This window comes from Streptomyces marincola, from assembly GCF_020410765.1.
Taxonomy (GTDB): domain Bacteria; phylum Actinomycetota; class Actinomycetes; order Streptomycetales; family Streptomycetaceae; genus Streptomyces; species Streptomyces marincola.
The window spans coordinates 830,568-854,075 of record NZ_CP084541.1; the positions used below are offsets into that span (position 1 = coordinate 830,568).

General features: G+C 72.2%; 22 protein-coding genes and 1 pseudogene. 6 read left to right on the forward strand and 17 right to left on the reverse strand.

Going from position 1 to position 23,508, the window contains the following annotated elements; genetic code table 11:
• Nucleotides 1-65: 65 nt before the first annotated feature.
• From LC193_RS03490 to LC193_RS03535, 10 genes are all read right to left on the reverse strand, one after another.
• The gene (locus tag LC193_RS03490) at nt 66-752 is read right to left on the reverse strand and encodes an antibiotic biosynthesis monooxygenase family protein (RefSeq protein ID WP_226071404.1); all 687 of its coding nucleotides are present in this window, start codon (nt 750-752) and stop codon (nt 66-68) included.
• An 86-nt stretch (nt 753-838) separates the two neighbouring features.
• Entirely contained in the window at nt 839-1,729 is an 891-nt protein-coding gene (gene rfbA / locus LC193_RS03495) for a glucose-1-phosphate thymidylyltransferase RfbA (RefSeq protein ID WP_226078463.1), read from the reverse strand.
• An 83-nt stretch (nt 1,730-1,812) separates the two neighbouring features.
• Nucleotides 1,813-3,492, reverse strand: a complete 1,680-nt coding sequence (locus LC193_RS03500) for an FAD-dependent monooxygenase (protein ID WP_226071406.1) — start codon at nt 3,490-3,492, stop codon at nt 1,813-1,815.
• The gene (locus LC193_RS03505) at nt 3,476-4,456 is read right to left on the reverse strand and encodes an aromatase/cyclase (protein ID WP_226071408.1); all 981 of its coding nucleotides are present in this window, start codon (nt 4,454-4,456) and stop codon (nt 3,476-3,478) included. The genes LC193_RS03500 and LC193_RS03505 overlap by 17 nt, the downstream gene beginning before the upstream one ends.
• 131 nt (nt 4,457-4,587) lie before the next feature.
• Nucleotides 4,588-5,427 carry a 3-oxoacyl-ACP reductase FabG gene (fabG, locus tag LC193_RS03510; protein WP_226071409.1) on the reverse strand — a complete coding sequence of 280 codons (840 nt, stop codon included), beginning with the start codon at nt 5,425-5,427 and terminating at the stop codon, nt 4,588-4,590.
• Between the two features lie 103 nt (nt 5,428-5,530).
• Nucleotides 5,531-5,791, reverse strand: coding sequence for an acyl carrier protein (locus LC193_RS03515; protein WP_226071411.1), 261 nt, complete (start codon nt 5,789-5,791; stop codon nt 5,531-5,533).
• A gap of 102 nt (nt 5,792-5,893) precedes the next feature.
• Nucleotides 5,894-7,120: a ketosynthase chain-length factor gene (locus LC193_RS03520; RefSeq protein ID WP_226071413.1), complete on the reverse strand. Its 1,227-nt coding sequence runs from the start codon at nt 7,118-7,120 to the stop codon at nt 5,894-5,896.
• Nucleotides 7,117-8,388, reverse strand: a complete 1,272-nt coding sequence (locus LC193_RS03525) for a beta-ketoacyl-[acyl-carrier-protein] synthase family protein (RefSeq protein WP_226071415.1) — start codon at nt 8,386-8,388, stop codon at nt 7,117-7,119. Before LC193_RS03525 ends, LC193_RS03520 begins: the two co-directional genes overlap by 4 nt.
• Nucleotides 8,385-8,717 carry a TcmI family type II polyketide cyclase gene (locus LC193_RS03530; RefSeq protein ID WP_226071417.1) on the reverse strand — a complete coding sequence of 111 codons (333 nt, stop codon included), beginning with the start codon at nt 8,715-8,717 and terminating at the stop codon, nt 8,385-8,387. The genes LC193_RS03525 and LC193_RS03530 overlap by 4 nt, the downstream gene beginning before the upstream one ends.
• Nucleotides 8,718-9,322: 605 nt before the next feature.
• Entirely contained in the window at nt 9,323-9,946 is a 624-nt protein-coding gene (locus tag LC193_RS03535; protein ID WP_226071419.1) for a TetR/AcrR family transcriptional regulator C-terminal domain-containing protein, read from the reverse strand.
• A gap of 443 nt (nt 9,947-10,389) precedes the next feature.
• Between LC193_RS03535 and LC193_RS03540 the strand changes: the two genes are divergently transcribed.
• Complete coding sequence (locus LC193_RS03540; RefSeq protein WP_226071421.1) at nt 10,390-11,124, forward strand: response regulator transcription factor; 735 nt, start codon at nt 10,390-10,392, stop codon at nt 11,122-11,124.
• Between the two features lie 152 nt (nt 11,125-11,276).
• On the opposite strand, the gene LC193_RS03545 is transcribed toward LC193_RS03540, so the two are convergent.
• From LC193_RS03545 to LC193_RS03565, 5 genes and pseudogenes are all read right to left on the reverse strand, one after another.
• Nucleotides 11,277-12,191: a glycine betaine ABC transporter substrate-binding protein gene (locus tag LC193_RS03545; RefSeq protein WP_226071423.1), complete on the reverse strand. Its 915-nt coding sequence runs from the start codon at nt 12,189-12,191 to the stop codon at nt 11,277-11,279.
• A gap of 103 nt (nt 12,192-12,294) precedes the next feature.
• A pseudogene (locus LC193_RS29270) lies at nt 12,295-12,795 on the reverse strand (ABC transporter permease); the annotation flags it as partial.
• A gap of 359 nt (nt 12,796-13,154) precedes the next feature.
• Nucleotides 13,155-14,378 (reverse strand): quaternary amine ABC transporter ATP-binding protein, encoded by a 1,224-nt coding sequence (locus tag LC193_RS03555; RefSeq protein WP_226071427.1) that lies wholly within the window; start codon nt 14,376-14,378, stop codon nt 13,155-13,157.
• Between the two features lie 528 nt (nt 14,379-14,906).
• Nucleotides 14,907-15,872: a pirin family protein gene (locus LC193_RS03560; protein WP_226071430.1), complete on the reverse strand. Its 966-nt coding sequence runs from the start codon at nt 15,870-15,872 to the stop codon at nt 14,907-14,909.
• Nucleotides 15,873-15,886: 14 nt separating this feature from the next.
• Nucleotides 15,887-17,113, reverse strand: a complete 1,227-nt coding sequence (locus LC193_RS03565) for a helix-turn-helix domain-containing protein (RefSeq protein ID WP_226071431.1) — start codon at nt 17,111-17,113, stop codon at nt 15,887-15,889.
• 200 nt (nt 17,114-17,313) lie between these two features.
• Between LC193_RS03565 and LC193_RS03570 the strand changes: the two genes are divergently transcribed.
• The 4 genes from LC193_RS03570 to LC193_RS03585 all read left to right on the forward strand — a co-directional run bounded on the left by LC193_RS03570 (nt 17,314) and on the right by LC193_RS03585 (nt 21,908).
• Nucleotides 17,314-17,931, forward strand: a complete 618-nt coding sequence (locus LC193_RS03570) for a hypothetical protein (protein WP_226071439.1) — start codon at nt 17,314-17,316, stop codon at nt 17,929-17,931.
• 232 nt (nt 17,932-18,163) lie between these two features.
• Complete coding sequence (locus LC193_RS03575; protein WP_226071441.1) at nt 18,164-19,186, forward strand: LacI family DNA-binding transcriptional regulator; 1,023 nt, start codon at nt 18,164-18,166, stop codon at nt 19,184-19,186.
• A 130-nt stretch (nt 19,187-19,316) separates the two neighbouring features.
• Nucleotides 19,317-20,978 (forward strand): glycoside hydrolase family 13 protein, encoded by a 1,662-nt coding sequence (locus LC193_RS03580; protein WP_226078464.1) that lies wholly within the window; start codon nt 19,317-19,319, stop codon nt 20,976-20,978.
• 99 nt (nt 20,979-21,077) lie between these two features.
• Nucleotides 21,078-21,908, forward strand: coding sequence for a M55 family metallopeptidase (locus LC193_RS03585; RefSeq protein ID WP_226071450.1), 831 nt, complete (start codon nt 21,078-21,080; stop codon nt 21,906-21,908).
• A gap of 44 nt (nt 21,909-21,952) precedes the next feature.
• Here LC193_RS03585 and LC193_RS03590 read toward each other — a convergent pair whose 3' ends face one another.
• The gene (locus tag LC193_RS03590) at nt 21,953-22,318 is read right to left on the reverse strand and encodes a GntR family transcriptional regulator (protein ID WP_086161338.1); all 366 of its coding nucleotides are present in this window, start codon (nt 22,316-22,318) and stop codon (nt 21,953-21,955) included.
• Between the two features lie 41 nt (nt 22,319-22,359).
• Nucleotides 22,360-22,824 (reverse strand): MarR family winged helix-turn-helix transcriptional regulator, encoded by a 465-nt coding sequence (locus tag LC193_RS03595; protein ID WP_226071453.1) that lies wholly within the window; start codon nt 22,822-22,824, stop codon nt 22,360-22,362.
• 102 nt (nt 22,825-22,926) lie between these two features.
• Between LC193_RS03595 and LC193_RS03600 the strand changes: the two genes are divergently transcribed.
• Nucleotides 22,927-23,499, forward strand: coding sequence for a DoxX family protein (locus LC193_RS03600; protein ID WP_404819338.1), 573 nt, complete (start codon nt 22,927-22,929; stop codon nt 23,497-23,499).
• Nucleotides 23,500-23,508: the final 9 nt, after the last annotated feature.

Here is a 23,508-nt window from a genome sequence, read left to right on the forward strand (position 1 = left end):
GTGCTGCGGAGGGGCCGGGCCGGGACGATCCGGGCGGCGCGCCGGCGGACCGCCCTCCCGGCCGGTCAGCCGGCGGCGCCCGCCGACCGGGAGTGCACGGCCCGGAAGGTGTTGGCCCACCGGCTCACCGCCAGCTCCCGCGCCCGTTCCCGCCCGCGCCGCACCGGGGCGGGGCGCTGGTCCTCGGGGAAGGTGTGGAAGGCCTCGTAGTCCTCCCTGCTGTCCCACTGGGCGTAGTTGACCAGGTAGGGGCCGTTCAGGCCGCGCAGCAGCGTGTGGGAGCGGTAGCCGGGGCGGGTCGCCGTCCAGGAGTCGGGCCTGGCGAGTACGTCGATCAGTTCCTTCTGGTTCTCGGGACGGGACTTCAGGACCATCAGGACCGTGAAGTCGTCGCGGTCGGGAGAGACCCGCACCGGCGGCTGTGCGTCCGGGTGCTGCTGGGAGAAGACGACCTCGGTCTGGATGAGCCAGAACTCGGTGGCCAGCCGCTGGAATTCCGGGACCGTCCGCTGCTTGAACTTCTGCCCGGCGTAGCGCGCCTCCAGGGCGGCCCGGTCCCGCCACTGCACGATGTTGGCCGTGCCGGGCCGGCCGAGCCCGGCATGGACGGTCGAGGAGACCCAGCCGGGATAGTCGGCGTTGTCGACGATGTCCCGCATCGCGTCGAGGATCGTCTCCTGGTTCTCCGGGCTGTCGGTGTCGAAGATGTTGAACACGTGCAGGAGGCCGTCGTTGAGGGACAGCTGGGGCATGGTGATGTCCTCGGGTAGCTCGGTGGCGTGCGGAAGGCCGCCGTTCGCGGCGGCGCGATCGCCGCGTCGCGACGGGCGGACGCGGGTCACTCCAGGCCGTCGGCGCGTCTGCCGTGGCGCACGACGGACATCAGGTACTGGCCGTAGGGGGATTTCTCCAGTCTGCGGCCGAGCCGGTAGCAGTCCTCCTCACTGATGAGTCCCATGCGCCAGGCGATCTCCTCGACGCAGGCGATGCGGATGTTCTGGCGCCGTTCCATCAGCTGCACGTACTGAGCGGCGGCGGTCAGCGAGTCGTGCGTCCCCGTGTCCAGCCAGACGAAGCCGCGCCCCAGTTCGACCAGGCGCGCCTTCCCCCGGGACAGGTAGACGCGGTTGACGTCGGTGATCTCCAGCTCACCGCGCTCGGACGGGGCCAGGTCCCTGGCGATGTCGAGCACGTCGTTGTCGTAGAAGTACAGTCCGGTGACCGCCAGGTCGGAACGCGGTGCCGCGGGCTTCTCCTCCAGCCCGAGCAGCCTGCCGTGCCCGTCGGTGGTGGCCACCCCGTAGCGCTCCGGTTCGCGCACCGGGTAGCCGAACAGGACGCAGCCGTCGATGTCACGGGCGTGCTGTTGCAGCGTTTTGCTGAAGCCCGCGCCGTGGAAGAGGTTGTCGCCCAGGATCAGGGCCACCGGGTCGTTCCCGATGTGGCGGGCCGCGACGCGGAAGGCGTCCGCCACGCCGCGCGGCTTGTCCTGCTCCGCGTAGCTCAGGGAGATGCCCAGGTCGGAGCCGTCGCCGAGCAACCTGCGGAAACTACCGATGTCCTCGGGCGATGAGATGATCTGGATGTCCGTGATGCCGGCCAGCAGCAGCGTGGAGAGCGGGTAGTAGATCAACGGCTTGTCGTGGACGGACAGCATCTGCTTGGAGACGCCGAGGGTGATCGGGTACAGCCGCGTGCCGTGGCCGCCGGCGAGGATGACGCCCTTCATCGGTGTGCGGCGGGCCCGGGGTTCGGGGGCAGACGAGGACGCGCTGTGCGCGGCGTCCGTCCGTGTGCCGCGCGTCGTGTGTGTCATAGGAACTCCTCGGAGGAAGCCGGGCGCGTGTGTCCCGGTGCCGCTGCCGGCGCGCCGAACCACCGCAGCAGCGCGTCGGCCAGAGCCGTCGAGGGGGCGTCTCCCGCCCAGGCGACGTGACCGTCCGGGCGGATGAGGACAGCTGCCCCCTCCCCCACGGCCGGTGGCACCGCCGCCTCGGGCGGCGCCGCGGGGTCCGGCCGCGCGGTGACCACGTCCACGCGGTCCGCCCAGGGGCCGGTGGGCTTCGTCCAGTCGTGCGTCTCCGCGGCGGCGGTTGCGGCGAGCACCAGCAGCGTGCCGCGGCCGGCGCGCAGCGGCGCGCCCGTCACCGCGGCGCCGTCCGCCAGCCGCAACGGCAGTTGCGGGAACACGGCGCCCACCCACGGATGGCCGCACGCTGTATCCGGGGCGTCCCCGTAGCGGATGTCGAGGCCGGAGACCAGGCGGGCGAAATGGCGGCGGGCGCCGGGCTCATGGGCGATCAGTTCGGACAGCACCGCGCGCGGCGCCTCCGCCCGCGGGCCGCCGAGGAGCAGCCACATCTGGGTCCTCACGCTGTCCTGCGTCCGGCGGCCCGCCGCGTGCCGCTCGTCGTGGTAGGTGTCCAGCAGGGTGTCGGGCGCCAGGCCCCTGGCCGTCAGGGCCAGCTTCCAGCCGAGGTTCACGGCGTCCTGTAGTCCCAGATTCAACGCCTGCCCGCCGACGGGAAGTTGCTGATGCGCGGCGTCCCCGGCCAACAGCACCCTGCCCTTCCGGTAGACGGCGGCCTGCCGGCACGCGTCGCCGAACGCGTGGGTCCACACGGGGGCCCCGGCCGTGATGTCCTCGCCCGTGACCCGCCGCCAGACGTCGGCGACCTCGGCGAAGTCCGGGGCCGTGCCCGCGCGTCGCCGCACGGGCCTGTCGAACGCGTGGACCATGACGCGGGTCGGTCCGTCACCGTTACTGGCGGCGACCGCCAGCCCTCGCGGCCCCGTCTCGAACCGGCGGTCCCGAATGGTGAGCCCCGCGACGTCGGCGGCCAGCAGTTCACGTCGCGTGGGCGTTCCCTCGAACGGGATGCCGGCCAGGCGCCGCACCGTGCTGTCCTCGCCGTCGCAGCCCACCAGGTAGCGGGCCCGCAGCCGCAGCGTGCCCGCGGGGCCCTCGGCCTGAGCGGCCACCGCGTCACCGTGCTCGGTGAGCTGCCGCAGCGTGTGCCCGGTGAGCAGCCGGGCCCCCAGGGACAGCGCCCAGCGCCTGAGCAGTGCCTCGGTGCGCGGCTGCGGCAGTTTCCACTGCCCCGCGTACGGCCCCGGGAGGGAGAGGTCGAGCCGTATGCCGCCGAAGTGGCCGTGGCTCACCCGCGGCAGCGTGCGGAACGCGTCCCCCGGGCCCGTCCCTGCCCCCGCCTCGGGAGCGCCGGCCGCGGCGTCGAGGAACGGCGCGAGGCCGCGGCCGGCGAAGATCTCCATGGTGCGGGCGTGGAGCGTGGTGGCGCGGGACTCCTCGCGCGGGGCCGCCCGTTGTTCGAGGACGGTGACCTCGGCCCCGCACCGCCGCAGCTCGCCCGCGAGCAGCAGACCCACCGGGCCCGCGCCGACCACGACGACATCGGTGTCCCGGTCCGCCGCGCGGGCCGGTGGCGACGCGGCCGGGCCGGTCCCGGGCAGCCGGTCAGCGTTCGGCGCCATGGAGCAGGTGCCGCTGCTCGGCATAGGTCTTGGCGTGGCCGAGAGTGGCCCGGCTGTTGGTGCTCAGGGCCCCGTGCACGTAGGCGCGGGCGTCCTCGACGGTGGCGTCCTGCCCGAGCACGGCGGCGATGTTGGCGGTCTCCAGGACGACGGTGTGCTGCGACACGACGGTCAGCGGCCCGTCGTCCTGCCCCGCTCGGGCGGGGCGGACCTCCCAGTAGCCGGTGTGCAGCGCGAGCAGTTTGGGCAGCGTGATCTGCTTGTAGGCGATCCGGCTGTGCGGGAGGCACACCCGGTGCGACACGGTGGTGTGCGTGCTGCCGTCCTTGGCCCGCGTGTCCATCTCCAGGGTCTGAAGACCGGGCGTGTCCTCGGTGAGCCGCACGGTGGAGACGTGGGGCAGCCGGTCGGGCCACAGGTTCGCCTCGTTGAGGAAGTCGTAGACGTCCTCGGCCGCGCCTTCCACCGAGACGCTGTCCTCGAACGAGAACGTCCGCTCCGCGGCGGCCGTGGCCAGTTCGACGTTCGTCTTCAGCGCCGCGAGTTCGGAGCGCGAGTTGCGGTCCACGGCCTCGTCGATCCAGGCCAGCCCCGCGGGATCGTCGTCGATGGCCCGGTAGTCGTGCAGCAGCCTGACCCGGGAGCCCGAGCCGCCCAACGCCTCGATCACCCAGGCGCCGCCCATGGCCGCCACCGGGGGCGTGGAGATTTCCTGGCGGAAGTCGACGCGCAGGCCCGCCCGGTCCAGTGTCCGGCGCGACGTCCAGTTCTTGGGCTCGCCGCCCGCGGTCGCCCAGATGCGGATGCGCTCCTGGCGTTCGTCGTGCTCCAGGCGGTCGACGTAGATGGTGGGTGGAAAGACGCGCGGCCAGTTGCGCACGTCGGCGATCAGTTCGTAGACGGCCTCGGCCGGGGCGGAGATCTCGATCTCGTGCTCTGTCTCACGGGACGGCGGCTGCGGCATGGTGCTTCCCTCCGGAAGGTGCGGAGCGCGGGCCGGGCGGCGACGGACCGCCGGCGGCGCGGGTGGGGGTGCCCCCGGGGCGGCGCGCCGGGGGCGTGGCGCCGAGTGCCGGCGCCCCGGACGTACGGGCTTCAGAAGTTGCCGAGGCCACCGCAGACGTTGAGCGCCTGGGAGGTGATGGACGCGGCGGCGTCCGACACGAGGTAGCCCACAAGACCGGCCACCTCCTCCGGCGTCGAGTAGCGGCCCAGGGGGATCTTGGCCTGGAATTTCTCCAGGATGGCGTCCTCGGTCGTGTCGTAGGCGGCGGCATATCCCTGCCGCACGCGTTGGGCCATCGGCGTCTCCACGTAGCCGGGGCAGACGGCGTTGACCGTGATGCCGGTGCTCGCCAGTTCGTTGCCCACGGCCTTGGTGAAACCGACCACGCCGTGTTTGGAGGCCGAGTAGGGCGCGCCGAGCACCACCCCCTGCTTGCCCGCGGTCGACGCGATGTTGATGATGCGGCCACGGCTCTTGTGGCGCATGCCGCCCGTGTTGAGCACTTCGCGGGTGACGCGGAAGACGCTGTTGAGGTTGGTGTCGATGACCGCGTGCCACAGCTCGTCGCCGATGTCGGCGGTGACGCCGCCGCCGCTGCGGCCGGCGTTGTTCACCAGGACGTCGATGGTGCCGTAACGCCGCACTGCGGCCTGCACGAACGCGGCGACGTCGGCGTCCGACGTGACGTCGACGGCCTGGCCGTCGACATCGAGCCCTTCACCGCGCAGCTCCTCCGCGGTCGCGGCGACGTTCTCCTTGGTGCGCGCGCCGATGAACACGCGGTGCCCCTGAGTCGCGAGCAGCCGCGCGGTGGCGAGTCCTATCCCGCTGGTGGCACCGGTGACCAGGGCTGTCGGCTTGGGCACGTGCTCTTCCTCTCGCTCGTTGACCTGCTGTCGCTCGTCCTGCCGGGCGGACTCGTGGGGCATGGGGCATCACTCTCCGCAGGGGGATCGGTGTCGGCGGTGGGGCGGTTGACCGGGTCTGCCGGTACTGGGGGGAACGTTCCGTCACACGGGGCGCGGGAAGACGTCAGCCGTCGAGTCCGGCGTTGACCGCGTCGATGAGCGTGCGCGGCGTGACGACCTCGATGTCGAGGACGTCCTCGTCCAGTGCCACCTTGTACTCGCGCTCGATGCGGGAGGCGGTCTCCATCAGCGCCAGGGAGTCGTAACCGAGATCCGCGAAGCCCTTGTCGAGGATGTCGCCGTCGAGGTCGACCGACTCGTCCTTGCCCGCGCCCTCACGCAGGATGCGGCGGACATCGTCGAGGGTGAAGGTCTCCGTGGCCATGTCGTGTCCTTTCGCTGGAAGGCGGAATGCGCCGGTGCGCCCTGCGGCCGGGTGGGCCGGGCGGGCCCGGGGGCTCCGGATGGGTGGGACGGGGACGGAGCACTAGAGATCGGCGGCGGGCTCGGGGCCGGTCCGCAGGACCACGGCCGAGTTGAAGCCGCCCTGGCCGCGCGCCAGCACCACGGCGACGCGCAGCTCGGCAGGGCGCGGGGAGACGACCAGGTCCAGGGCGTAACCTGGGTCGGCGGTGACGTGCGCGGTGGGCGGGATGACGTTCTCGGCCATGGCGATCAGGGCGGTGGCCACGTCGAGGGGTGCGCCACCGGCCCCGAGCCGACCGGTCATCGTCTTGGGCGCCGTGACCGGCACACCGCCCCGGCCGAAGACGCCGGCCACGGCTTCGGCCTCGACCCGGTCCAGGTCGGGCAGCCCCGCCGCATCGGCGAAGACCACGTCGACGTCCGCGGGCGTCACCGAGGCGTCGTCCAGGGCCACTTCGATCGCGCGCCGCAGCCCCGGCGCCCGGCCGCTGCCGGGCCTGGGATCGAACGTCGCCCCGTAGCCCGCGAGTTCGCCGTAGCATCGGGCGCCGCGGCGGCGCGCCGCGGCCGCGTCCTCAAGGACGAGGATGGCGCCTCCCTCGCCCGGCACGTGACCCCGCGCCCGGGCGTCGAACGGCAGGTAGGCGTGGTCGGGGCTGCTGCTGGTGGACAGCCGGCCGCCGGCCAGCTGGGCGACCCAGCCCCACGGGCACAGCAGGGCGTCAACCGCGCCCGAGACGATGACCGGGGTGCCCTTGCGAATCTGCCGCCGGGCCTGGGCGAGGGCGTCGAGTCCGCCCGCGTGGTCGCTGACGACCACCCCGCTCGGGCCGCGCAGGCCGTGCCTGATGGCGATCTGACCGGTGTTGACGGCGTAGAACCAGGCGAAGGACTGGTAGGCGCTGACGTGTTTTCCGCCCTTGCTCCACAGTTTGCGCAACTCGTTCTGGCCGAACTCGAAGCCGCCGGCCGAACTCGCGGTCATGACGCCGAGGCCGTAGGCGGGTTGCTCCTCCGTGCGCAGGCCGGCGTCGGCCAGGGCCCAGTCGGCCGCCGCGAGGGAGAGCTGGGTGACGCGGTCGGTCTGCGGCAGCAGCCGGTCGGGCAGTACCTGTGCCGCGTCGAAGTCCGTGATCTGCCCCGCGAGCCGGGCCGGGTAGGGCCCGGCGTCGAACCGGGTGATGGGCGTGATCGCGTTGCGGCCCGCTGTGACGGAGGCCCAGTGGTCGCGCAAGCCGAGGCCGCTGGGAGCCGCTATCCCAAGACCCGTCACCATCGCCGCCGTCATGCCACCTCCCGGTCCGGCCGGGCCAATACCACCGCGCTCTGGAAGCCGCCGAAGCCGCTGCCGACACTGAGCACGACGTCCACGAGCTGGTCCCGGGCGACCAGAGGGGTGTAGTCGAGGTCGCACTCCGGGTCGGGATCGTGCAGATTCGCGGTGGGCGGCACCACGTGGTGCTCCATGGCCAGCACGGAGGCGGCGATCTCGATGGAGCCGATCGCGCCGAGCGAGTGGCCCACCATGGACTTGATGGAGCTGATCGGCGTCCGGTAGGCGTGGTCGCCCAGGCTCCGTTTGAACGCGTTCGTCTCGTGGCGGTCGTTCTGCTTGGTGCCCGAGCCGTGCGCGTTGATGTAGTCGATGTCCTGCGGGTTCAGCCGCGCCTCGTCGAGCGCGACCCGGATGGCCTCAGCCATCTCGCGGCCGTCGGGCCGCAGACCGGTCATGTGGTACGCGTTGCTTCGCGTGGCGTACCCGGCCAGTTCGGCGTAGATGTGGGCACCGCGGCGACGGGCGCTGTCGAGTTCCTCCAGCACGAACACCGCGGCGCCCTCGCCGAGCACGAAGCCGTTGCGCGAGCGGTCGAACGGCCGGGAGGCGGTCTCCGGCTCGTCGTTGCGGGGCGTGGTGGCCTTGATCGCGTCGAAGCAGGCGACGGTGATGGGCGAGATCGGGGCGTCGGAGGAACCGGCGACCATGATGTCCGCGCTGCCCTCCCGGATCAGATCGGCCGCGTACCCGACCGAGTCGATGCCGGAGGTGCACCCGGTGGACACCACGGTGTTGGGCCCCTCGGCGCCGACGGCCCACGCCACCTCGGCGGAGAACGAACTGGGCACCAGGTAGTCGTAGAGGTGCGGCACGGCGTAGCGGTGGTCGACGAGCTCCAGCTGCCCGCCGTCGCTCACGACGCGGTACTCCTGGTCGAGCCCCATGGTCGCGCCGACCGCGCTGCCGATGGCCACGCCGACGCGGTGGCTGTCGGCCGAGTCGAGCACGAGCCCCGAATCGCCCACCGCGGCGCGAGCGGCCACCACGGCGAACTGCGCGGCGCGGTCCATGCGCCGGATCTCCTGCGGAGTCAGGCCGTGCGCCTCGGGGTCGAAGTCGACCTCGGCCGCCACTTGCGAACGGAAGGCGGACGCGTCGAAGAGGCTGATGGTCCGTGTGGCGGTGACGCCTTCGGCCACCAGGTTCCAGAACTCCTTGGTGCCCGCGCCCCCGGGGGCCAGCACGCCGATACCGGTGATGACCACCCGCCGCCCGGTCACCTCCCGGCCTCCCAACTGTAGAAGCGTGCCGCCATGGCGTCGGCCGGGGAGCGCCACGTCGCCGGGTCGTACGCCTCGATGTGCGGCTTGAGGTCCTCGCTGATCCGGACGAACCGCTCGTCGTTCTTGGCGGACTCGATGCGGCTCCCCCCGTCGTCGGAGTCGAAGTCCTGGAGGTGGAAGTACAGTCCGTGGAACGAGAAGAGCTGGCGGCGTCGGGTGCCCATGCGGTGGGGCATGTCCGTCGCGTCGAAGGAGCCGAAGAGTTCGGCGACCTGCTGCTGACTGGCCCCAGGCGCCAGGCGGGCGACGATCAGCGTGCTGTGCATGCGCGAAGACTCCTTTCAGGACCGGCCTACGGGCCGGCTGCCGGAGGAAGCGGGACGGGCACATGTCGAGGACTGCGTGGTGGCGCACGGTCGGGCGGTGGGTGGGGGGATGGACCGTGTCGGCGCCGGGCGCGCAGGTCACCCGCGGCACCCGCCGGCGATCTCCCCACCCGCCACGGGGGCCCTGCGCGACGTTCGGTACCGCCGCGCCCGATCAGGCCCCGAGACGCCTACCAGCTTCGGCGTACGGACCGGAGGGCGACAAGGTGCGTCGAGTCAGGAGTCCGCGAGGTTCCCGTTGCGCAGGATGAAGCCGCACGGGGAAGTCGCGATCAAACATGCGGTGGGACAGGGGCGTGACAATTCCACGTCAGAGGAACGCAAGGCACGCGAGGAACCGACCGGTCGGGACCACGGGGGTGCGGCGCAAGACGACACACGGGACGCGTGGGGCGCGGGCACGCCGGTCCTGAGCGGGGACGAGGCCGCCGCGCCCGCGCGCCGCGGAGCGGGCAGGGGCGGGCGGCGGACGACACGATGCGGGCACGGCGCCCGGCGCCGGGAGCGGGGCGCCCAAGGGCTCACCGGCGCCGGGGCCGGCCGCGTCAGCGTGGCAGGTAGCCGCGCAGGAATGTCTGGACGCCCACCGTCACCAGGCGATTGGTGACCTCGGGGGCCAGCGGCAGCGCGCCGTCGTACGTGCGGTCCCTGATCTCGCCCGAGACCAGGTAGGTGAAGTGGATCGCGGCCTGTCGCGGATCTTCCATGACCAGCCGCCCCTCGTCGGCCAACTCCTGGAAACGGTCTGCAAGCGCGGACTGCACCCGCCGCGGGCCGACTTCCTCCCAGGCCCGCAGGAGGTCCGGCGGAAGATGCTCGATTTCCGCGCGCAGTTGACGCACCAGGGCGAAATGCGAGGCGAAAGTGTCCAGGGGTGCCACCCACGCCTTACCGAAATCGATGAGGTCGAGCTCCACATCGGTCACTTTGTGCAACCAGCGGTCGACGATGTCGAGTTGGACCCGCAGGATCTCCTTCGACCCCTCCTGCACGACCAGGCGGAAGAGTTCCGCCTTGCCACCGGGGAAGTGGTTGTAGATGGTCCGGGTGGACACCCCGGCAGCGCTCGCGATCGCACCGATGCTGGCGCGAGTGTAACCATCGCCACCGAACACCGTGCGAGCGCCACGGATGATGGCCTCACGCTTCTCAACCAGCCCTCGCCCCAACGGAGACTTCTCCCTTCCCGTGCCGTGACGTAACATCCCACTGGGACCATTGCCACGACCCTTGCATCGATTGCAATATACATTGCACTATGAAAGTTGTGACCAGCTCGGTACACCGCCGGACATGCGCGGTCAACGCCGACTCGCGCACCCGCCGGTTACCCGTTGGCCGCCAGGGCGACGGGGACCACCACAGATCCATAGGGCACACGCGTTGAAGCACGACAAAACGGGACAAGAGGCGCGCTTACGAGGACAGAGCGGAAACGGCGCTCGTCACAACACGTCGGTCGCGCGCTCGCTTCGCACGAGCTGTCGGGACGCATCTCTTTCCGGTGACAGCGTCTGAGCACACTTCTCACCACCTTTCGGCCCCTTCGATGGCACCGCCGGCACGGCGGCTCGACGGGCAGGGACGGGGACTGTCTGTGAGGCATGGATTGATGGACACAGCAACGACGGAGACGACGCACACTCATCCTGACGAACTCCCGCCGTGGAGCTGGCGCACGGAACACGCCACGTGGCGCATACTGGTCGTCGAAAGCGACCAAGCGGCTGCCGAGGAATTGACGCACGGGTTACGCCACAATGGCCACGCCGTCACCCGGGTCGGCACCGGTTGTGAAGCCGTTCGCGAATGCACCGAAGTGGACGTCGTACTGCTCAAGCTGGAGCTTCCCGACTTCGACGGACTGGCTGTCTGCCGGGGGATCCGTTCCGTGAGCGATGTCCCGGTGATCGCCGTCACCGAACGGGGCAGCGAACTCGACTGCGTACTTGGCCTCCAAGCGGGCGCTGACGACTACCTGGTCCAGCCGTACGGACTGCGCGAACTGATCGCGCGCATCGACGCGGTGATGCGGCGCGCCCGCAGCGTACCAGCCGCCGAGTCCGTCATCTGCCGCGGGGCACTCAAAGTGGACGCGACCACCCGCCAGGTGACCGTCAACGGGGTCGAAGTCGATTTGACGCGCAAGGAGTTCGACCTGCTGTACCTGCTCGCCTCGCATCCGGACACGGTCATTCCCCGCAAGCAGCTGATGCAGAAGGTGTGGGACGGTTCCTGGTCGCGCCGCACTGTGGACACCCACGTGAGCGGCCTGCGCAACAAGCTGGGGTCGAGCGACTGGATCATCACCGTGCGCGGCGTCGGTTTCCGGCTGGGGCACGCGTAACGCGCCCGTACCCGGGCCCGCGTGACGGTGGGCGTCCGTGTCGCCCGCCCCGGTAGGTGTCCGCCGCCGGGTGACCGCCGTCCTGGCGTTCCCCGAACGCGCGCGGCCCGCGTCCGCCTGGGGCGGGCGCGGGCCTGGCGGCGGGTGCGGCGTCAGCTGGCGGGCGTGCCGACGACGTCGGCGTGCTCCTCCATCCACGCGGCGACGCCGGCGGCGGGGTCGTCCGCGTGCTGGTTCACCACGAGGTCTTCCAGCGCGCCGTACTCCTCGTCGGAGAGCTGGATGCCCTCGATCCACTCGGCGGCCTCGGGGAAGTCCTCGGTGAAGCCCTCGCGGCCCAGGAAGTGCAGGGCCTCGGGCTCGCCGAGCGCGCCCTCGGGGTCCTCCAGGTCGCGCACGTTGTACTCGGCGTTCGCCCAGAAGGGGCGCCAGAGCGTGACGACGATCTCTTCCTGGGCGTCGATCGCGTTGCCCAGTTCGGTGAGCATCGTCGAGGTGGAGGACGTGGCCAGGCTGTAGCCGGCCTCCTCAAGTCCGTAGGCAGGGAAGACGCTTTCCTGCGTGGCCTCGGTCAGGCCCGCGCCGGGCTCGATGCCGACGATCCGGCCGTCGAGTTCGTCCGCGTAGTCGGGCAGCTGCTCGATCGAGGTGATCTCGCTGTACTCGGGAACGGCGAAGGTGAGCACGGCGTTGTCGTAGTAGGCGCCGATGTCCTCGATCCGGTCCCCGTACTGCTCCATGTAGGAGGCGTGGGTGACCTCGGGCCACGCCGAGGGGAACATGTCGATGTCGCCTTCGGCGAGCGCGGTGTAGAGCACGCCGGCTTCGCTGATCTCCTCGTGCTCGACCGTGTAGCCGGCCTCTTCGAGCACGTGCTCAAGCAGGTGGGCGGTGCTGAGGCCGTCCGTCCAGGAGGGTATGTAGCCGAGGGTAATGGTGTCGCCCTCACCGGAGCCGCCGTCACCGCCGTCGCTGTCACCGTCGCCGCAGGCGGCCAGGCTCAGGCCGAGCGCGGCGGCGGTGGTCACGGCGGCGACCCGACGACGTCGCGGGGTGGGGGTTCTCATGTGATCTCTTTCCGTAGTCCTACAGGGGAGTTCAGGCCGCCGGCACGGCTTCCTTCGTCTTCCGCACGGGACCGGCCTGCCGGTCCGCGGGGGCCGTCCGACGGCGGCGGCTGCGCAGCAGGGCGCCGAGCGAGCGGCCCGTGGGCTGCCCGACGGCCGCGGTGGTCCGGTCGAGGAAGATGGCCAGGATGACGATCGCGAGACCGGCCTCGAAGCCGACGGCGACGTCGACGCGGGAGAGCGATTCGACCACGATCTTGCCGAGCCCGTCCGCGCCCACGAAGCCGGCCATGACGGCCATGGACAGGGCGAGCATGATGACCTGGTTGACGCCGGCCATGATGGTCGGCAGGCCGAGCGGGAGCTGGATGCCGCGCAGGATCTGCCACGGCGTGCCGCCGAACGCGTGCCCCGCTTCCACGGTCTCCTTGTCGACCTGCCGGATGCCCAGTTCGGTGAGCCGGACGCCGGGGGCCATCGCGAACACGATGGTGGCGACCACGCCGGGGGCGTACCCGATGCTGAAGAAGATGACCACGGGCACCAGGTAGACCAGGGACGGCATGGTCTGCATGAGGTCGAGGACCGGTCGGACGACGGCGCTGACGGTGTTGTTGCGCGCGGCGAGGATGCCCACCGGGATCGCGATGATCACCGCGATGACCGTGGCGATGAGCACCATCGCGAGGGTCTGCATGGCCGGTTCCCACAGCTCCATGCTCACGATGAGGGCCGTGCCGAGGAGCGCGAAGACCGCGAACCGCACCGACCTGACGGCCAGGCCGAGCAGCGCGAAGAGGATGACGACGATCAGCGCCGGGAGCGCGAGCAGCCACTCGCTGAGGCCCTCGACGAGGAACTCGAGCGAGTCCTTGATGCCGTCGAGCAGCGGGGACATGTTGTCCTTGATCCACCGGATGCCGGTGTCGACGTGGTCCCCGAGCGGCAGGTTGGGAAGCGAGTTCACTTGATGCCTCCCGCCATGGTCTTGAGGAGGGCGCCGGGCTCGTCCGGAGTCGGCGGGGCCAGCGCGCTGAGCAGGGTGACGCGCGGGATGATGCCGACCAGCGCGCCCGCCTCGTTCACCACGGCCAGCGGTGCGCGGCTCGCGGCGGAACGCTGGAACAGGTCGGCCAGGGAGTCGTCGGGGCTGACCTGTTCGACTCCCTCGCTGCGCAGCGGCAGCTTCTCGGTGCCCTCCCGCACGGCGTCGGCGATGTCCTCCTCCCAGACCATCCCGCGCACCTTGCGGTCCTTGCCGACCACGAGCAGGGCGTGTGTCTGGTTCTCGCGCATCAGCCGGTGCGCGGCCTTGGGTCCTGTGTGGGGCCCGATCACGGCGACCGGACGTTCCATCACCGTTCCCGCGGTGAGCACGCGGGTGCGGTCCACGTCGGCGACGAACTGGGAAACGTAGTCGTTGGCGGGCTCGTTGAGGATCTCCTCGGCGCTGCCGACCTGGACGATCCGTCCGTCGCGCATCATCGCGATCCGCTCGCCCAGGCGCATGGCCTCGTTGAGGTCGTGGGTGATGAACAGGATGGTCTTGCCCAACTCGGCTTGCAGCTCCAGTAGTTGATCCTGCATCTCCTTGCGGATCAGCGGGTCGAGTGCGCTGAACGCCTCGTCCATGAGCATGATGTCGGTGCCGGCGGCCAGGGCGCGGGCCAGTCCGACCCGCTGGCGCATGCCGCCGGAGAGTTCCGAGGGCATGTGGCCGCCCCAGCCCTTCAGTCCCACGAGGGCGAGGGCTTCTTCGCCGGCCTTCTGCCGGTCGGCCTTGTTGACGCCGCGCAGTTGGAGGGCGTAGGCGGCGTTCTCGCCGACGGTGCGGTGCGGCAGCAGCGCGAAGTGCTGGAACACCATGCTCACCTTGGTGCGCCGCATCTCCCGCAGGCGGGCCGGGGAGAGGTGCGTGACGTCATCGCCGTCCATCCGCAGGGTGCCGGCCGTCGGTTCGAGGAGGCCGTTGATCATGCGGATCAGGGTGGACTTGCCGGAGCCGGACAGTCCCATGACGACGAAAATCTCGCCGGCCCTCACGTCGAACGTGGCGTCGATGACCGCTGCGGTCAGCCCCTCGCGGCGGAGGTGGTCGCGGTCGGCTCCTTCGGCCAGCATGCGCACGCCGCGCTGCGGCCTTCGGCCGAAAATCTTGGTCAGACCTGTCGCTTCTATGACCGGCACGATGCTCCCGGGTCGGGGTCACGGACAGCCGCATCTCGCGCATCACACGCCGGGCGGCGGTGTCGCCAGCACAACGAACCGGTGACCGGCGGGCCCGGCGACGCCGTCCACCATTGCACGTGCCCTGCACGGGATGCACACATAAGGGTGTCTCGAGGCGATAACGATCGACCGTTCGTGCACTGAGAGCGATGTCCCGCGCGGTCGGCCGACCGCCCGCCGCGGGCGGTGCGCCGGACGCGGAGAGGCCGTGAATCCCTTGCGAGCACACGCCTGGACCGCGGCGCCGGCGGCCGGGGGCCCCGGGCGCGCGCCGCCGGGGCCAAGGGCCCGGCGGCAGTGATCCTCATCACCATCACAATCCGGCCACCACGCGCCTCCCGAGTGCCGGAGAGACCGCCGACCGGCGCGTGGGCGTGAGCCGGGCCACGGATCACAGGCCCGGCGCGCGCGTCCCCGGGGCGGGCGAGTGGCTGATTCCTCGTACGGGACGCCGGCGGCGCGGGGCGACGGGGTTGACGGCGTGGGTCAGCGGGTCCGGCCGCGCGGTTTCAGCGGGGTCGGCGGCAGTTCCGGCGCGGCCAGGCGGGCGCCGTCGTAGCCCTTCACCTCGCCGAACCGCGTGCCCGCCGCCCAGTCCTCGCGCGCCTGCGCGATGTCCTCCTGGGTGCGCCCGACGAAGTTCCACCACATGATCAGCCGCTCCTCGAACGGCAGTCCGCCCAGCAGCATGAACGCGGCGTCGGCGGTGGCGCGCACGGGCAGCTCGCGGCGTCCTGTGCCCAGGTAGAGCAGTGAGCCGACGGGCAGCGGGACGCCGTCGACCTCGGCCTCGCCCGCCATGGCGAGCGCCGCGTACTCGAAGTCCTCCTCGACCGGCAGCCGGGCGTCGGTGCCGCCCGCGAGCGCGATGTCCGCGCCGACCAGCGGGGTGTGCGCGGTGCCCGGCGAGGTGGCCCCGTCGAGGGTGCCGAGGATGACGGTGGCGCGCAGACCGTTCCCGCCCGCGATGTGCGGCAGATCGGTGTGGAACTCGAACGACGGTTCCGCGTGGCGGCGTTCCCCGGGGAGCGCGACCCACAGCTGCGCGCCGTGCAGGATCGGCGCGTGGCGGTGGGGGCGCGGTGACTCCTCGGAGTGGGAGATCGCGCGGCCCGAGGTCATCAGGCCCAACTGCCGCGGCCTGATGGTCTGGAGGCTGCCGAGGCTGTCGCGGTGCAGCACCTCGCCCTCGTGCAGCCAGCTGACGGTCTGGAGGCCGATGTGCGGGTGGGGCGGGACCTGCATGCCGGGCTCGTCGGCGATGTCGTCGGGGCCGTAGTGGTCGACGAAGCACCACGCGCCGACCATGCGCCGGCCGAGCGTGGGCAGCAGGCGCCGGACGACGGTGCTCTCGCCCAGGGGCACCGGGCGGCCCGGGCGCAGGTCGCGGACGGGGCCCGTGGGTCCGGCCGCGCAGGGCGTGGCGGGCGGGCGGAGGTCGAGGTTGCTCATGCTCCGATCCTGCCTCATCCGCCGTGCGCGCTCCCGGGCTGCCAGCTCCCGGTTTCGAACGCGAACAGGTGGGCGGCGCCCGCGCCGCCGCCGCTGGTGCGGAACGGCACACCGCCGTCGTCGATGACCAGCGTGCCGCGTTCGTCCCCGCTGTTCCACTCGACCTCGATGGACCACGAGCAGTCGCAGGTGCCCGCCACCGCCTCGACCCGCAGGACGAGCGGTTCCTCCGCGGTGACGGCGAACGGCAGTGCGGGCGGCGGCAGATCGGTGCCGGTGTCCCCGTCGTGTCCGGCCACCGGGCGGGCGACGGGCCGCTCCTTGTCGAGATCGACGGCGAACGTCGCGGGCGTGAGCGAGCCGCCGCAGCCCATCGCCATGTCGAACAGGGGCCAGTCCAGCGGGGCGCGGCGTTCTTCGACGCGGATGTGCACGGCCTCGACGACGACGGCGGCGGGCCGCGCGGTGCGCACGGTCGCCTCGACGATGGCCGACTCGCCGTGCACGGCGCCGAGTTCATCGGCCCACGGCTCGGCGTCCTGCGCGACCGGCGGCGCGGGGACCTCGCCCGGGGGCCGGTCGACCAGGTAGCGGTGGCCGCAGCCGCCCGCCCACACGTGGGAGCGCGCGGTCCACGTCAGGGGCTCGGGCGGTGGGGCCTGCGGCCCGGCGGCCGGGTCGTCCGCGGCCGGGCCGCCGGCCGGGCCGCCCGAGGTCGCGGCGTTCACCGCGGTGAACACGAGCAGGACCACGGCGGCCAGGGCGGCGGCCAGCGGCCAGCGCCGCCGGGCGGCGCGCCGGCCGCTCGCCGGGGCCTGGGCGCTCGCGGCCGGGGCCGCGGGGCCGGGGACCGGCGGCGCGGCGGGAGCGGGCTCCGCGCCCTCCGGCTCCGCGCCCTCCGGCTCCGCGCCCGGGGCGCGGGGCGCGGACGCCCCGCTCTCCGTTCCCGCGCCGGTCGGCGCGGGAACGGGCGCGGCGGTGCGGGAAGCGGGCCGCGCCGCGTCGGCCCGCAGCCACAGGCGGTGCAGGTCGAGCAGCTCCTCAGGGGTCGCGCCGCACAGCCTGGCCAGGCGTTCGAGCGGCGCGTAGTCGGCGGGCACGACCGCGCCCGAGCAGTAGCGGTGCAGTGTCGAGGTGCTGACGTGCAGCTTCTTGGCGAGGCTGCCGAAACTCAGTCCCGAACGGTCCTTCAGGGCGCGCAGCCGTTCCGCGAGCCGCTGCGCCGCGACGTTCCCGGTCATCTCTCCCCCATCGCCCCCGGTCCCCCGGCTCCCCCGTCCCGTCCCACCGTTCTCCACCGTTCCAGGGGGACCCCATCTTCCCACGTCACAGGGCCAGGAAGCGTCCCGGCGTCCCCGATCGGGCCGGAACCGTTGCCGTCGCGGCGCCGCCAGGAACACGCTGTCTGCGAACCCATCGGAACGCTTCACAGGGAGACCACGTGAACCTTCTCGCCTCCGGCCGCCGCTACGCGGTGGCCGGCTCGCTCGCCGCGGCCTGCGCCCTCGCGGTCGCCTTCCCCGCCGGGGCGCAGGCCGCGGTGCCGCCCGGCGCGTTCCTCACCGGGGACGAGCTGCCCGAGCACCCCAGCGGGTGGTGGGCGCTGGGCGTCGAGGCCGGGCTGCCGGAGGACCCGGTGTTCTGCTTCGAGGACGAGCTGCCGGCCGAGGGCGCCTCGCACCAGCGGTACCGGACGGATCTGGACGCCGAGGCGCTCCAGGTGGTCGTCGAGGCCGAGGACGAGGCGTCGGCCGCGGCCCTGGCCGGCGCGCTCGAAGCGGCAGCCGCGGCCTGCGCGGCCGACTGGCTGCGGGAGAACCCGGGTTCCGCCGCCGCCTGGGACGACTACGGGACGGTCGAGGGCGCCGACGGCGGCCACGTGTTCGGCGTGTACGTCGCGCCGCCGCAGGCAGGCATGAGCGTCTCGCTGTTCGGCGTCGGCCGGGACGGGACGCGGGTGACACTGGTCGACTGGGGGCAGATGGGCACGCTCCAGGACGCCCCGGTCGAGGAGTTCGCCGGAACGCTGGGCAGCGCCCTGGGCAGGCTCGGGTCCTGACGACCCGCACCGGTCGCCCGGTGCCTGTCCGCGCGGGGGCGGACAGGCGCCGGGCGACGTCCTTCATGTATGCGTTTACATCATCCGTTTCAAGCGTTTCACCTGGGACTTTCTCGTCAAGCTGACGGAATGCAGGGTGAATTGGACCGCCGGCCAAGATCTTTTGATGTAAACGATTGCATTACCTCCACCGTCGGCAGTACGTTCGGCTCACTGCCGTGATCGGAGGGTTATGGCCGCCAGCATCATCGACGTCGCCCGGCGCGCGGAGGTGTCCACCGCGACGGTGTCGCGGGCCCTGCGCGGACTGCCGAACGTGTCGGAAGCCACCCGGGAAAGGGTGCTGCGCGCCGCGGAGGAGTTGTCGTACTCGGTCTCCCCGCAGGCGTCCTCGCTCGCGTCCGGCAGGACCGGCATGGTGGGCGTCGTCCTGCCGTTCGTCAACCGGTGGTTCTACAGCCAGGTCGTGGCCGGTATCGACACGGTGCTGCGCGCGAACGACCTCGACATACTGCTCTACAACCTCGGCGACGAACGCGTGCACCAGCGCTTCTTCGCCCGCATGCCGCTGCGCCGCCGCGTCGACGCGCTGATCGTGCTGAACCTGCCGCTGTCCTCGGGCGAGAGCGAGGCGCTCGCCTCCCTCGAAGTGCCGATAGCCGTCCTCGGCACGCACGTTCCCGGCTGCTGGCACGTCAGCATCGACAACGCGGAGGGCGCGAGCACGGCCGTCCGCCACCTCATCAATCTCGGGCACCGGAGGATCGGTATGATCACCGGCGCCCTCGGGGACCCCAGGGGCTTCACCACGCCGATCGTCCGTCAGCATGCCTACCGCACCGTGCTGGCGCAGGCGGGGATCCCCTATGACCCGGACCTGGAGGCGCCGGGCCATCTCGGCATCGAGGAAGGCGCATCGGCGATGGCACGGCTGCTCAGTCTGCCCGACCCGCCGACCGCGGTCTTCGCCGAGACGGACCAGATGGCCTTCGGCGCGCTCCGCACACTGAGCCGGATGGGTCTGCGCGCTCCGGAGGACGTCTCGGTCATCGGGTTCGACAACCACGAGGCCGCGGAGCTGCTCAACCTGACGACCATCGCACAACCCGTAGCACACCAGGGCGAGTTGCTTGCTCAACAGATTCTGGACGCGCTGTCCGGAGCGAGCGAGGAGCCGACCCGGGTGGTGGTGCCCACGAGCCTCATCGTTCGAGGGACCACAGGCGCCTGCACGCGCAGTACGCCCCTCACATGATCACCACTCACCCCGGCCGGGACCTGAACCGGACCAGCACAGCCGCACTACTGCGCGGTGAGCCGCTCGATCCGCGCATTTTCCAGGGTCAACTCGCAAGAGGAATGGAAGATACGTGCCCCGCACCCGCATGCTTGAGACCACGGCAGCACCCTGGTGGCGCACCGCCGTCGTGTATCAGGTCTACATCCGCAGCTTCGCCGACGGCAACGGCGACGGCATCGGCGACATCGCCGGTCTGCGCGCCCGGCTGCCCTACCTGAGGGAACTGGGCGTCGACGCCGTCTGGATCACCCCCTGGTATCCGTCACCGATGGCCGACGGGGGCTACGACATCTCCGACTACCGCGGCATCGATCCCGCCTTCGGCACGCTGGCCGAGGCGGAGGAGATGATCGCCGAGGCGCACTCCCTCGGCATCCGCGTCGTCCTGGACATCGTGCCCAACCACACCTCCGACCGGCACCGGTGGTTCGAGGAGGCGCTCCAGGCGCCGCCCGGCTCGCCGGAGCGGGACCGGTACGTGTTCCGCGACGGCCTCGGGCCCGACGGAGCGCAGCCACCCAACGACTGGCGCAGCCGCTTCGGCGGCCGGGCCTGGACCCGGGTGACCGAGCCGGACGGCTCGCCCGGGCAGTGGTACCTGCACCTGTTCGCCGCCGAGCAGCCCGACCTCAACTGGGCGAGCCGCGAGGTGCGGGCGGAGTTCGAGTCGGTCCTGCGCTTCTGGTTCGACCGGGGCGTGGACGGGTTCCGCATCGACGTGGCCCACGGCCTGGCCAAGGACCCCGCCCTGCCCGATCTCGGGCTGGCCGACTCCATGGTGTTCGACGACGACCGGCCGCGCGAGAAGCACCCGCACTGGGACCTGGACAGCGTCCACGAGATCTACCAGACCTGGCGGAAGATCGCCGACTCGTACGCGGGCGACCGGCTGTTCGTGGCCGAGGCGCACGTGGCCGACGACCGGCTGCCGCTGTACGTGCGGCCGGACGAGTTGCACACGGCGTTCAACTTCTCGTTCCTGAAGTCGGCCTGGGACGCGGAGGAGCTGCGCGAGGTGATCGACCGCGGCGTCACCTCGCTCGGCGCGGTCGGCGCGCCCTCGACCTGGGTGCTCTCCAACCACGACGTGCCGCGGCACGCCACCCGGTACGGACGCGCGCAGACGTGCACGCACGAGCACGACGTGGACCCCGGGGCGAGCGACCGCGAGCTGGGGCTGCGGCGGGCCAGGGCGGCGGCGCTGCTCATGCTGGCGCTGCCGGGCAGCGCCTATCTGTACCAGGGCGAGGAGCTGGGTCTGTGGGAGGTCGAGGACCTGCCGGACGAGATGCTGGCCGACCCCACGTGGGAGCGTTCCGGCCGCACGGTGCGCGGCCGGGACGGCTGCCGGGTGCCCCTGCCGTGGTCGGGCTCCGACAGCCCGTTCGGCTTCGGGCCCAAGGGCAGCAAACCGTGGCTGCCGCAGCCGGCCGGGTGGGAGTCGCTGACCGCGCAGACGCAGTCCGGTATTCCGGCGTCCACGCTGGAGCTGTACCGCTCCGCGCTGCGGCTGCGGCAGGGCCAGCCGGGGTTCCGCGGCGAGTCGCTGCGCTGGCTCGACATGCCGAAGGGCGTGCTCGGGTTCGAACGGTCGCCCGCGTTGCGCTGCGTCGTGAACTTCTCCGGTGAGCCGCTGCCGCTCCCGAAGAACTGGGGGGTGCTGCTGACCAGCGACCGCATCACCGGCGGGGTCCTGCCCCCGGACACCACGGCGTGGCTGTGGGGCGGCGGCGCCTCGCGCCCCTGACCCGCGCTCCGCGAGGGACCCGCCGGGGTCCCTCGCGGTGAGTCCCGACGGCCGGACCTCGCCGGGACACCCGCGGCCTCCCCGCCATAGGGTCGCCGGGTGACGAAGGTATTGATATCCGTCGACATGGAAGGCGTCTCGGGCATCGTGCACCCGGCCGAGACGCTGCCCGACCGCTACGACTACGAGCGCGGGCGGGCGTTGATGACGGCCGAGGCGAACGCCGTCATCGCCGGCGTCCTGGACGCCGAGCCGTCGGCCGCGGTGCGGGTCGCGGACGCGCACGGCCCGTTCCGCAACCTGCTTCCCGAGGAACTCGACCGGCGCGCACGCCTGGTGCGGGGCAGGCCGCGTCCGCTCGGCATGCTCGGCGGCCTCGACGAGGACACCGACGCGGTGCTGCTCATCGGCTACCACGCCCGGGCCGGCGGCGGGCCGGCCGTGCTGGCGCACACCATGAACGACGCGATCCTCGATGTCCGCGTGGCCGGGCGCTCCCTGGGGGAGATCGGTCTGAACGCGGCCATGGCCGGGCAGCTGGGCGTGCCGGTCGTGCTGCTCAGCGGCGACGACGCCGCGTGCGCCGAACTGGGTGCCCTGGTCCCCTCGGCCTTCACCGTCGCGGTCAAGGAGGCCATCGGCCAGGGCGCCGCCGTGACCATGCACCCGGCGGAGGCCAGGGAGCGGCTGCGCCGGGCGGCGGCGGACGCCGTCGGGCGGCGCGCGCGGGTCGAGCCGCTGGTCGTGGCCGGGCCGTGTGAGGTCGAGGTCGACCTGAACGGCCCGTACACGGTCGATCTGGCGACGCTCGTGCCGGGCGTCTCGCGCGCGGCGGGCGGTCGCACGGTCGCCTTCACCGCCGCGGACTTCTCCGCGGCCTACCGCCTGGTCCTGCTGCTCGCGCAGCTCGCGACCATCAGGCCCGGCTGACCGGGCCGCCCGGCGCGGAGCGCCCCCGCGCCGGGGCGTTCCCGTCAGGGGTAGACGGCGCGGAGCGCGTCGTCGACCGCGGAACGGGCCGCGGCCAGGTCGAGGCCGAGCCTGGCGGCGCGTTCCGCGTAGTCGCGGGCGGCCCTGGCCGCCTCGCGGGCGGCGGCGTCGCGGGCCGCGGCCACGAACGTGCCGTTGCGGCCCCGGGTCTCGATCACGCCGTCCGCCTCCAGGGCGCGGTAGGCCTTGGCCACGGTGTTGGCGGCGAGGCCGAGCTCGCTCGCGAGGCCGCGTACGGTCGGCAGCCGGTGGCCGACGGGCAGCCGCCCGTCGCGGGCCTGTTCCGCGATCTGTGCGCGCAGCTGCTCGTAGGGCGCTGCCTGGGCCTGGGGATCGATCGTCACCTTCACGAGAGGCGATTGTGCCGCAGGCGCGGCCGTGCGACGCGGGGTCAGGCCCCGCGCTGCCGCAGCCGGGCGTTGACATCGCCCAGGGCCTGGGCGAGCACGGCCAGCTGGTGGCGGTCGAGGCGGTCGATCAGCACCGCGCGCACGTGGTCGACGTGACCGGGCGCGGCCTCGCGCAGGGCGGTGTCGCCCGCCTCGGTGATGTGGGCCGTGATGCCCCTGGTGTCGCCGCAGACCGCGGCGCGCACGACGAGTCCGCGTGCTTCGAGCCGGTCGACCTGGTAGGTCAGGCCGCTCTTGGAGGTGACGAGGGCCTCGGCCAGTTCCGTCATCCGCAGCCCCGCGGCGCCGGCGGAGGCGAGCCTGACCAGGATCTCGTACTGCGGGTGGGAGAGCCCGGCCTCGGTCTTGAGCTGCTGTTCGACGCTGTGGAAGACGCGGTGGCTGGCTTCCAGGAACGCCGTCCAGGCGGCCATCTCCTCACTGTCGAGCCATCTCGTCTCCGCCATGCGGTCATCTTAAAGCACTTGTTCAAATTCGAACGAAGAGGTAGCGTCGTAGTTTCAATTTGAACGACTCCCGCCCCCCTCACCCCTCACAGGAGTCAACGCGTGACCACCTTCACGAGGCAATCCGCCCCCACCGGTCTCGTCCCGGCCCCGCACCCCCAGGCGCACCCCGGCGTCTCCCCCACCGGTCTCGGGATCGGCCTGCTGCTCCTGCGCCTGGCCATCGGCCTGACGATGGCCGCGCACGGCACCCAGAAGCTGTTCGGCTGGTTCGACGGCGCCGGCCTAGAGGCCACAGGGGCGGGCTACACCGCCATGGGCTACCCGGGCGGCGAGACCATGGCCCTGGTGGCCGGCCTCTCGGAAACGCTCGGCGGCCTCGGGCTCGCCCTCGGCCTGTTCACGCCCCTGGCCGCGGCGGCCGTGGTCGGCACCATGATCAACGCCATCGTCGCCGTGCACTGGGAGAACGGCTTCTTCCTCCCTGCCGGCTACGAATACACCATGGTCCTGTGCCTGGGCGCGGCGGCGCTCGCGCTCACGGGCCCGGGCCGCCTGGCCCTCGACCCGCTGCTGCCCGTTCCGGCGCTGCGCGCCCACCGCGTCCTGTACGGCGCGGCGGCGCTCGGCCTCGCCGTGGCCACCGCGACCGTCGTCCTGCTGCTGCGCGACTGATCCACGTCG

Coding starts and splice junctions, on each gene's coding strand:
- LC193_RS03545 (WP_226071423.1), bottom strand. CDS start 12,191: ATGAGAACCCCCACCCCGCGACGTCGTCGGGTCGCCGCCGTGACCACC.
- LC193_RS03595 (WP_226071453.1), bottom strand. CDS start 22,824: ATGGCGGAGACGAGATGGCTCGACAGTGAGGAGATGGCCGCCTGGACG.
- LC193_RS03530 (WP_226071417.1), bottom strand. CDS start 8,717: ATGCACAGCACGCTGATCGTCGCCCGCCTGGCGCCTGGGGCCAGTCAG.
- LC193_RS03575 (WP_226071441.1), top strand. CDS start 18,164: ATGGCCGCCAGCATCATCGACGTCGCCCGGCGCGCGGAGGTGTCCACC.
- LC193_RS03490 (WP_226071404.1), bottom strand. CDS start 752: ATGCCCCAGCTGTCCCTCAACGACGGCCTCCTGCACGTGTTCAACATC.
- LC193_RS03505 (WP_226071408.1), bottom strand. CDS start 4,456: ATGCCGCAGCCGCCGTCCCGTGAGACAGAGCACGAGATCGAGATCTCC.
- rfbA (WP_226078463.1), bottom strand. CDS start 1,729: ATGAAGGGCGTCATCCTCGCCGGCGGCCACGGCACGCGGCTGTACCCG.
- LC193_RS03540 (WP_226071421.1), top strand. CDS start 10,390: ATGGACACAGCAACGACGGAGACGACGCACACTCATCCTGACGAACTC.
- fabG (WP_226071409.1), bottom strand. CDS start 5,427: ATGCCCCACGAGTCCGCCCGGCAGGACGAGCGACAGCAGGTCAACGAG.
- LC193_RS03580 (WP_226078464.1), top strand. CDS start 19,317: ATGCTTGAGACCACGGCAGCACCCTGGTGGCGCACCGCCGTCGTGTAT.
- LC193_RS03515 (WP_226071411.1), bottom strand. CDS start 5,791: ATGGCCACGGAGACCTTCACCCTCGACGATGTCCGCCGCATCCTGCGT.
- LC193_RS03560 (WP_226071430.1), bottom strand. CDS start 15,872: ATGAGCAACCTCGACCTCCGCCCGCCCGCCACGCCCTGCGCGGCCGGA.
- LC193_RS03520 (WP_226071413.1), bottom strand. CDS start 7,120: ATGACGGCGGCGATGGTGACGGGTCTTGGGATAGCGGCTCCCAGCGGC.
- LC193_RS03500 (WP_226071406.1), bottom strand. CDS start 3,492: ATGGCGCCGAACGCTGACCGGCTGCCCGGGACCGGCCCGGCCGCGTCG.
- LC193_RS03565 (WP_226071431.1), bottom strand. CDS start 17,113: ATGACCGGGAACGTCGCGGCGCAGCGGCTCGCGGAACGGCTGCGCGCC.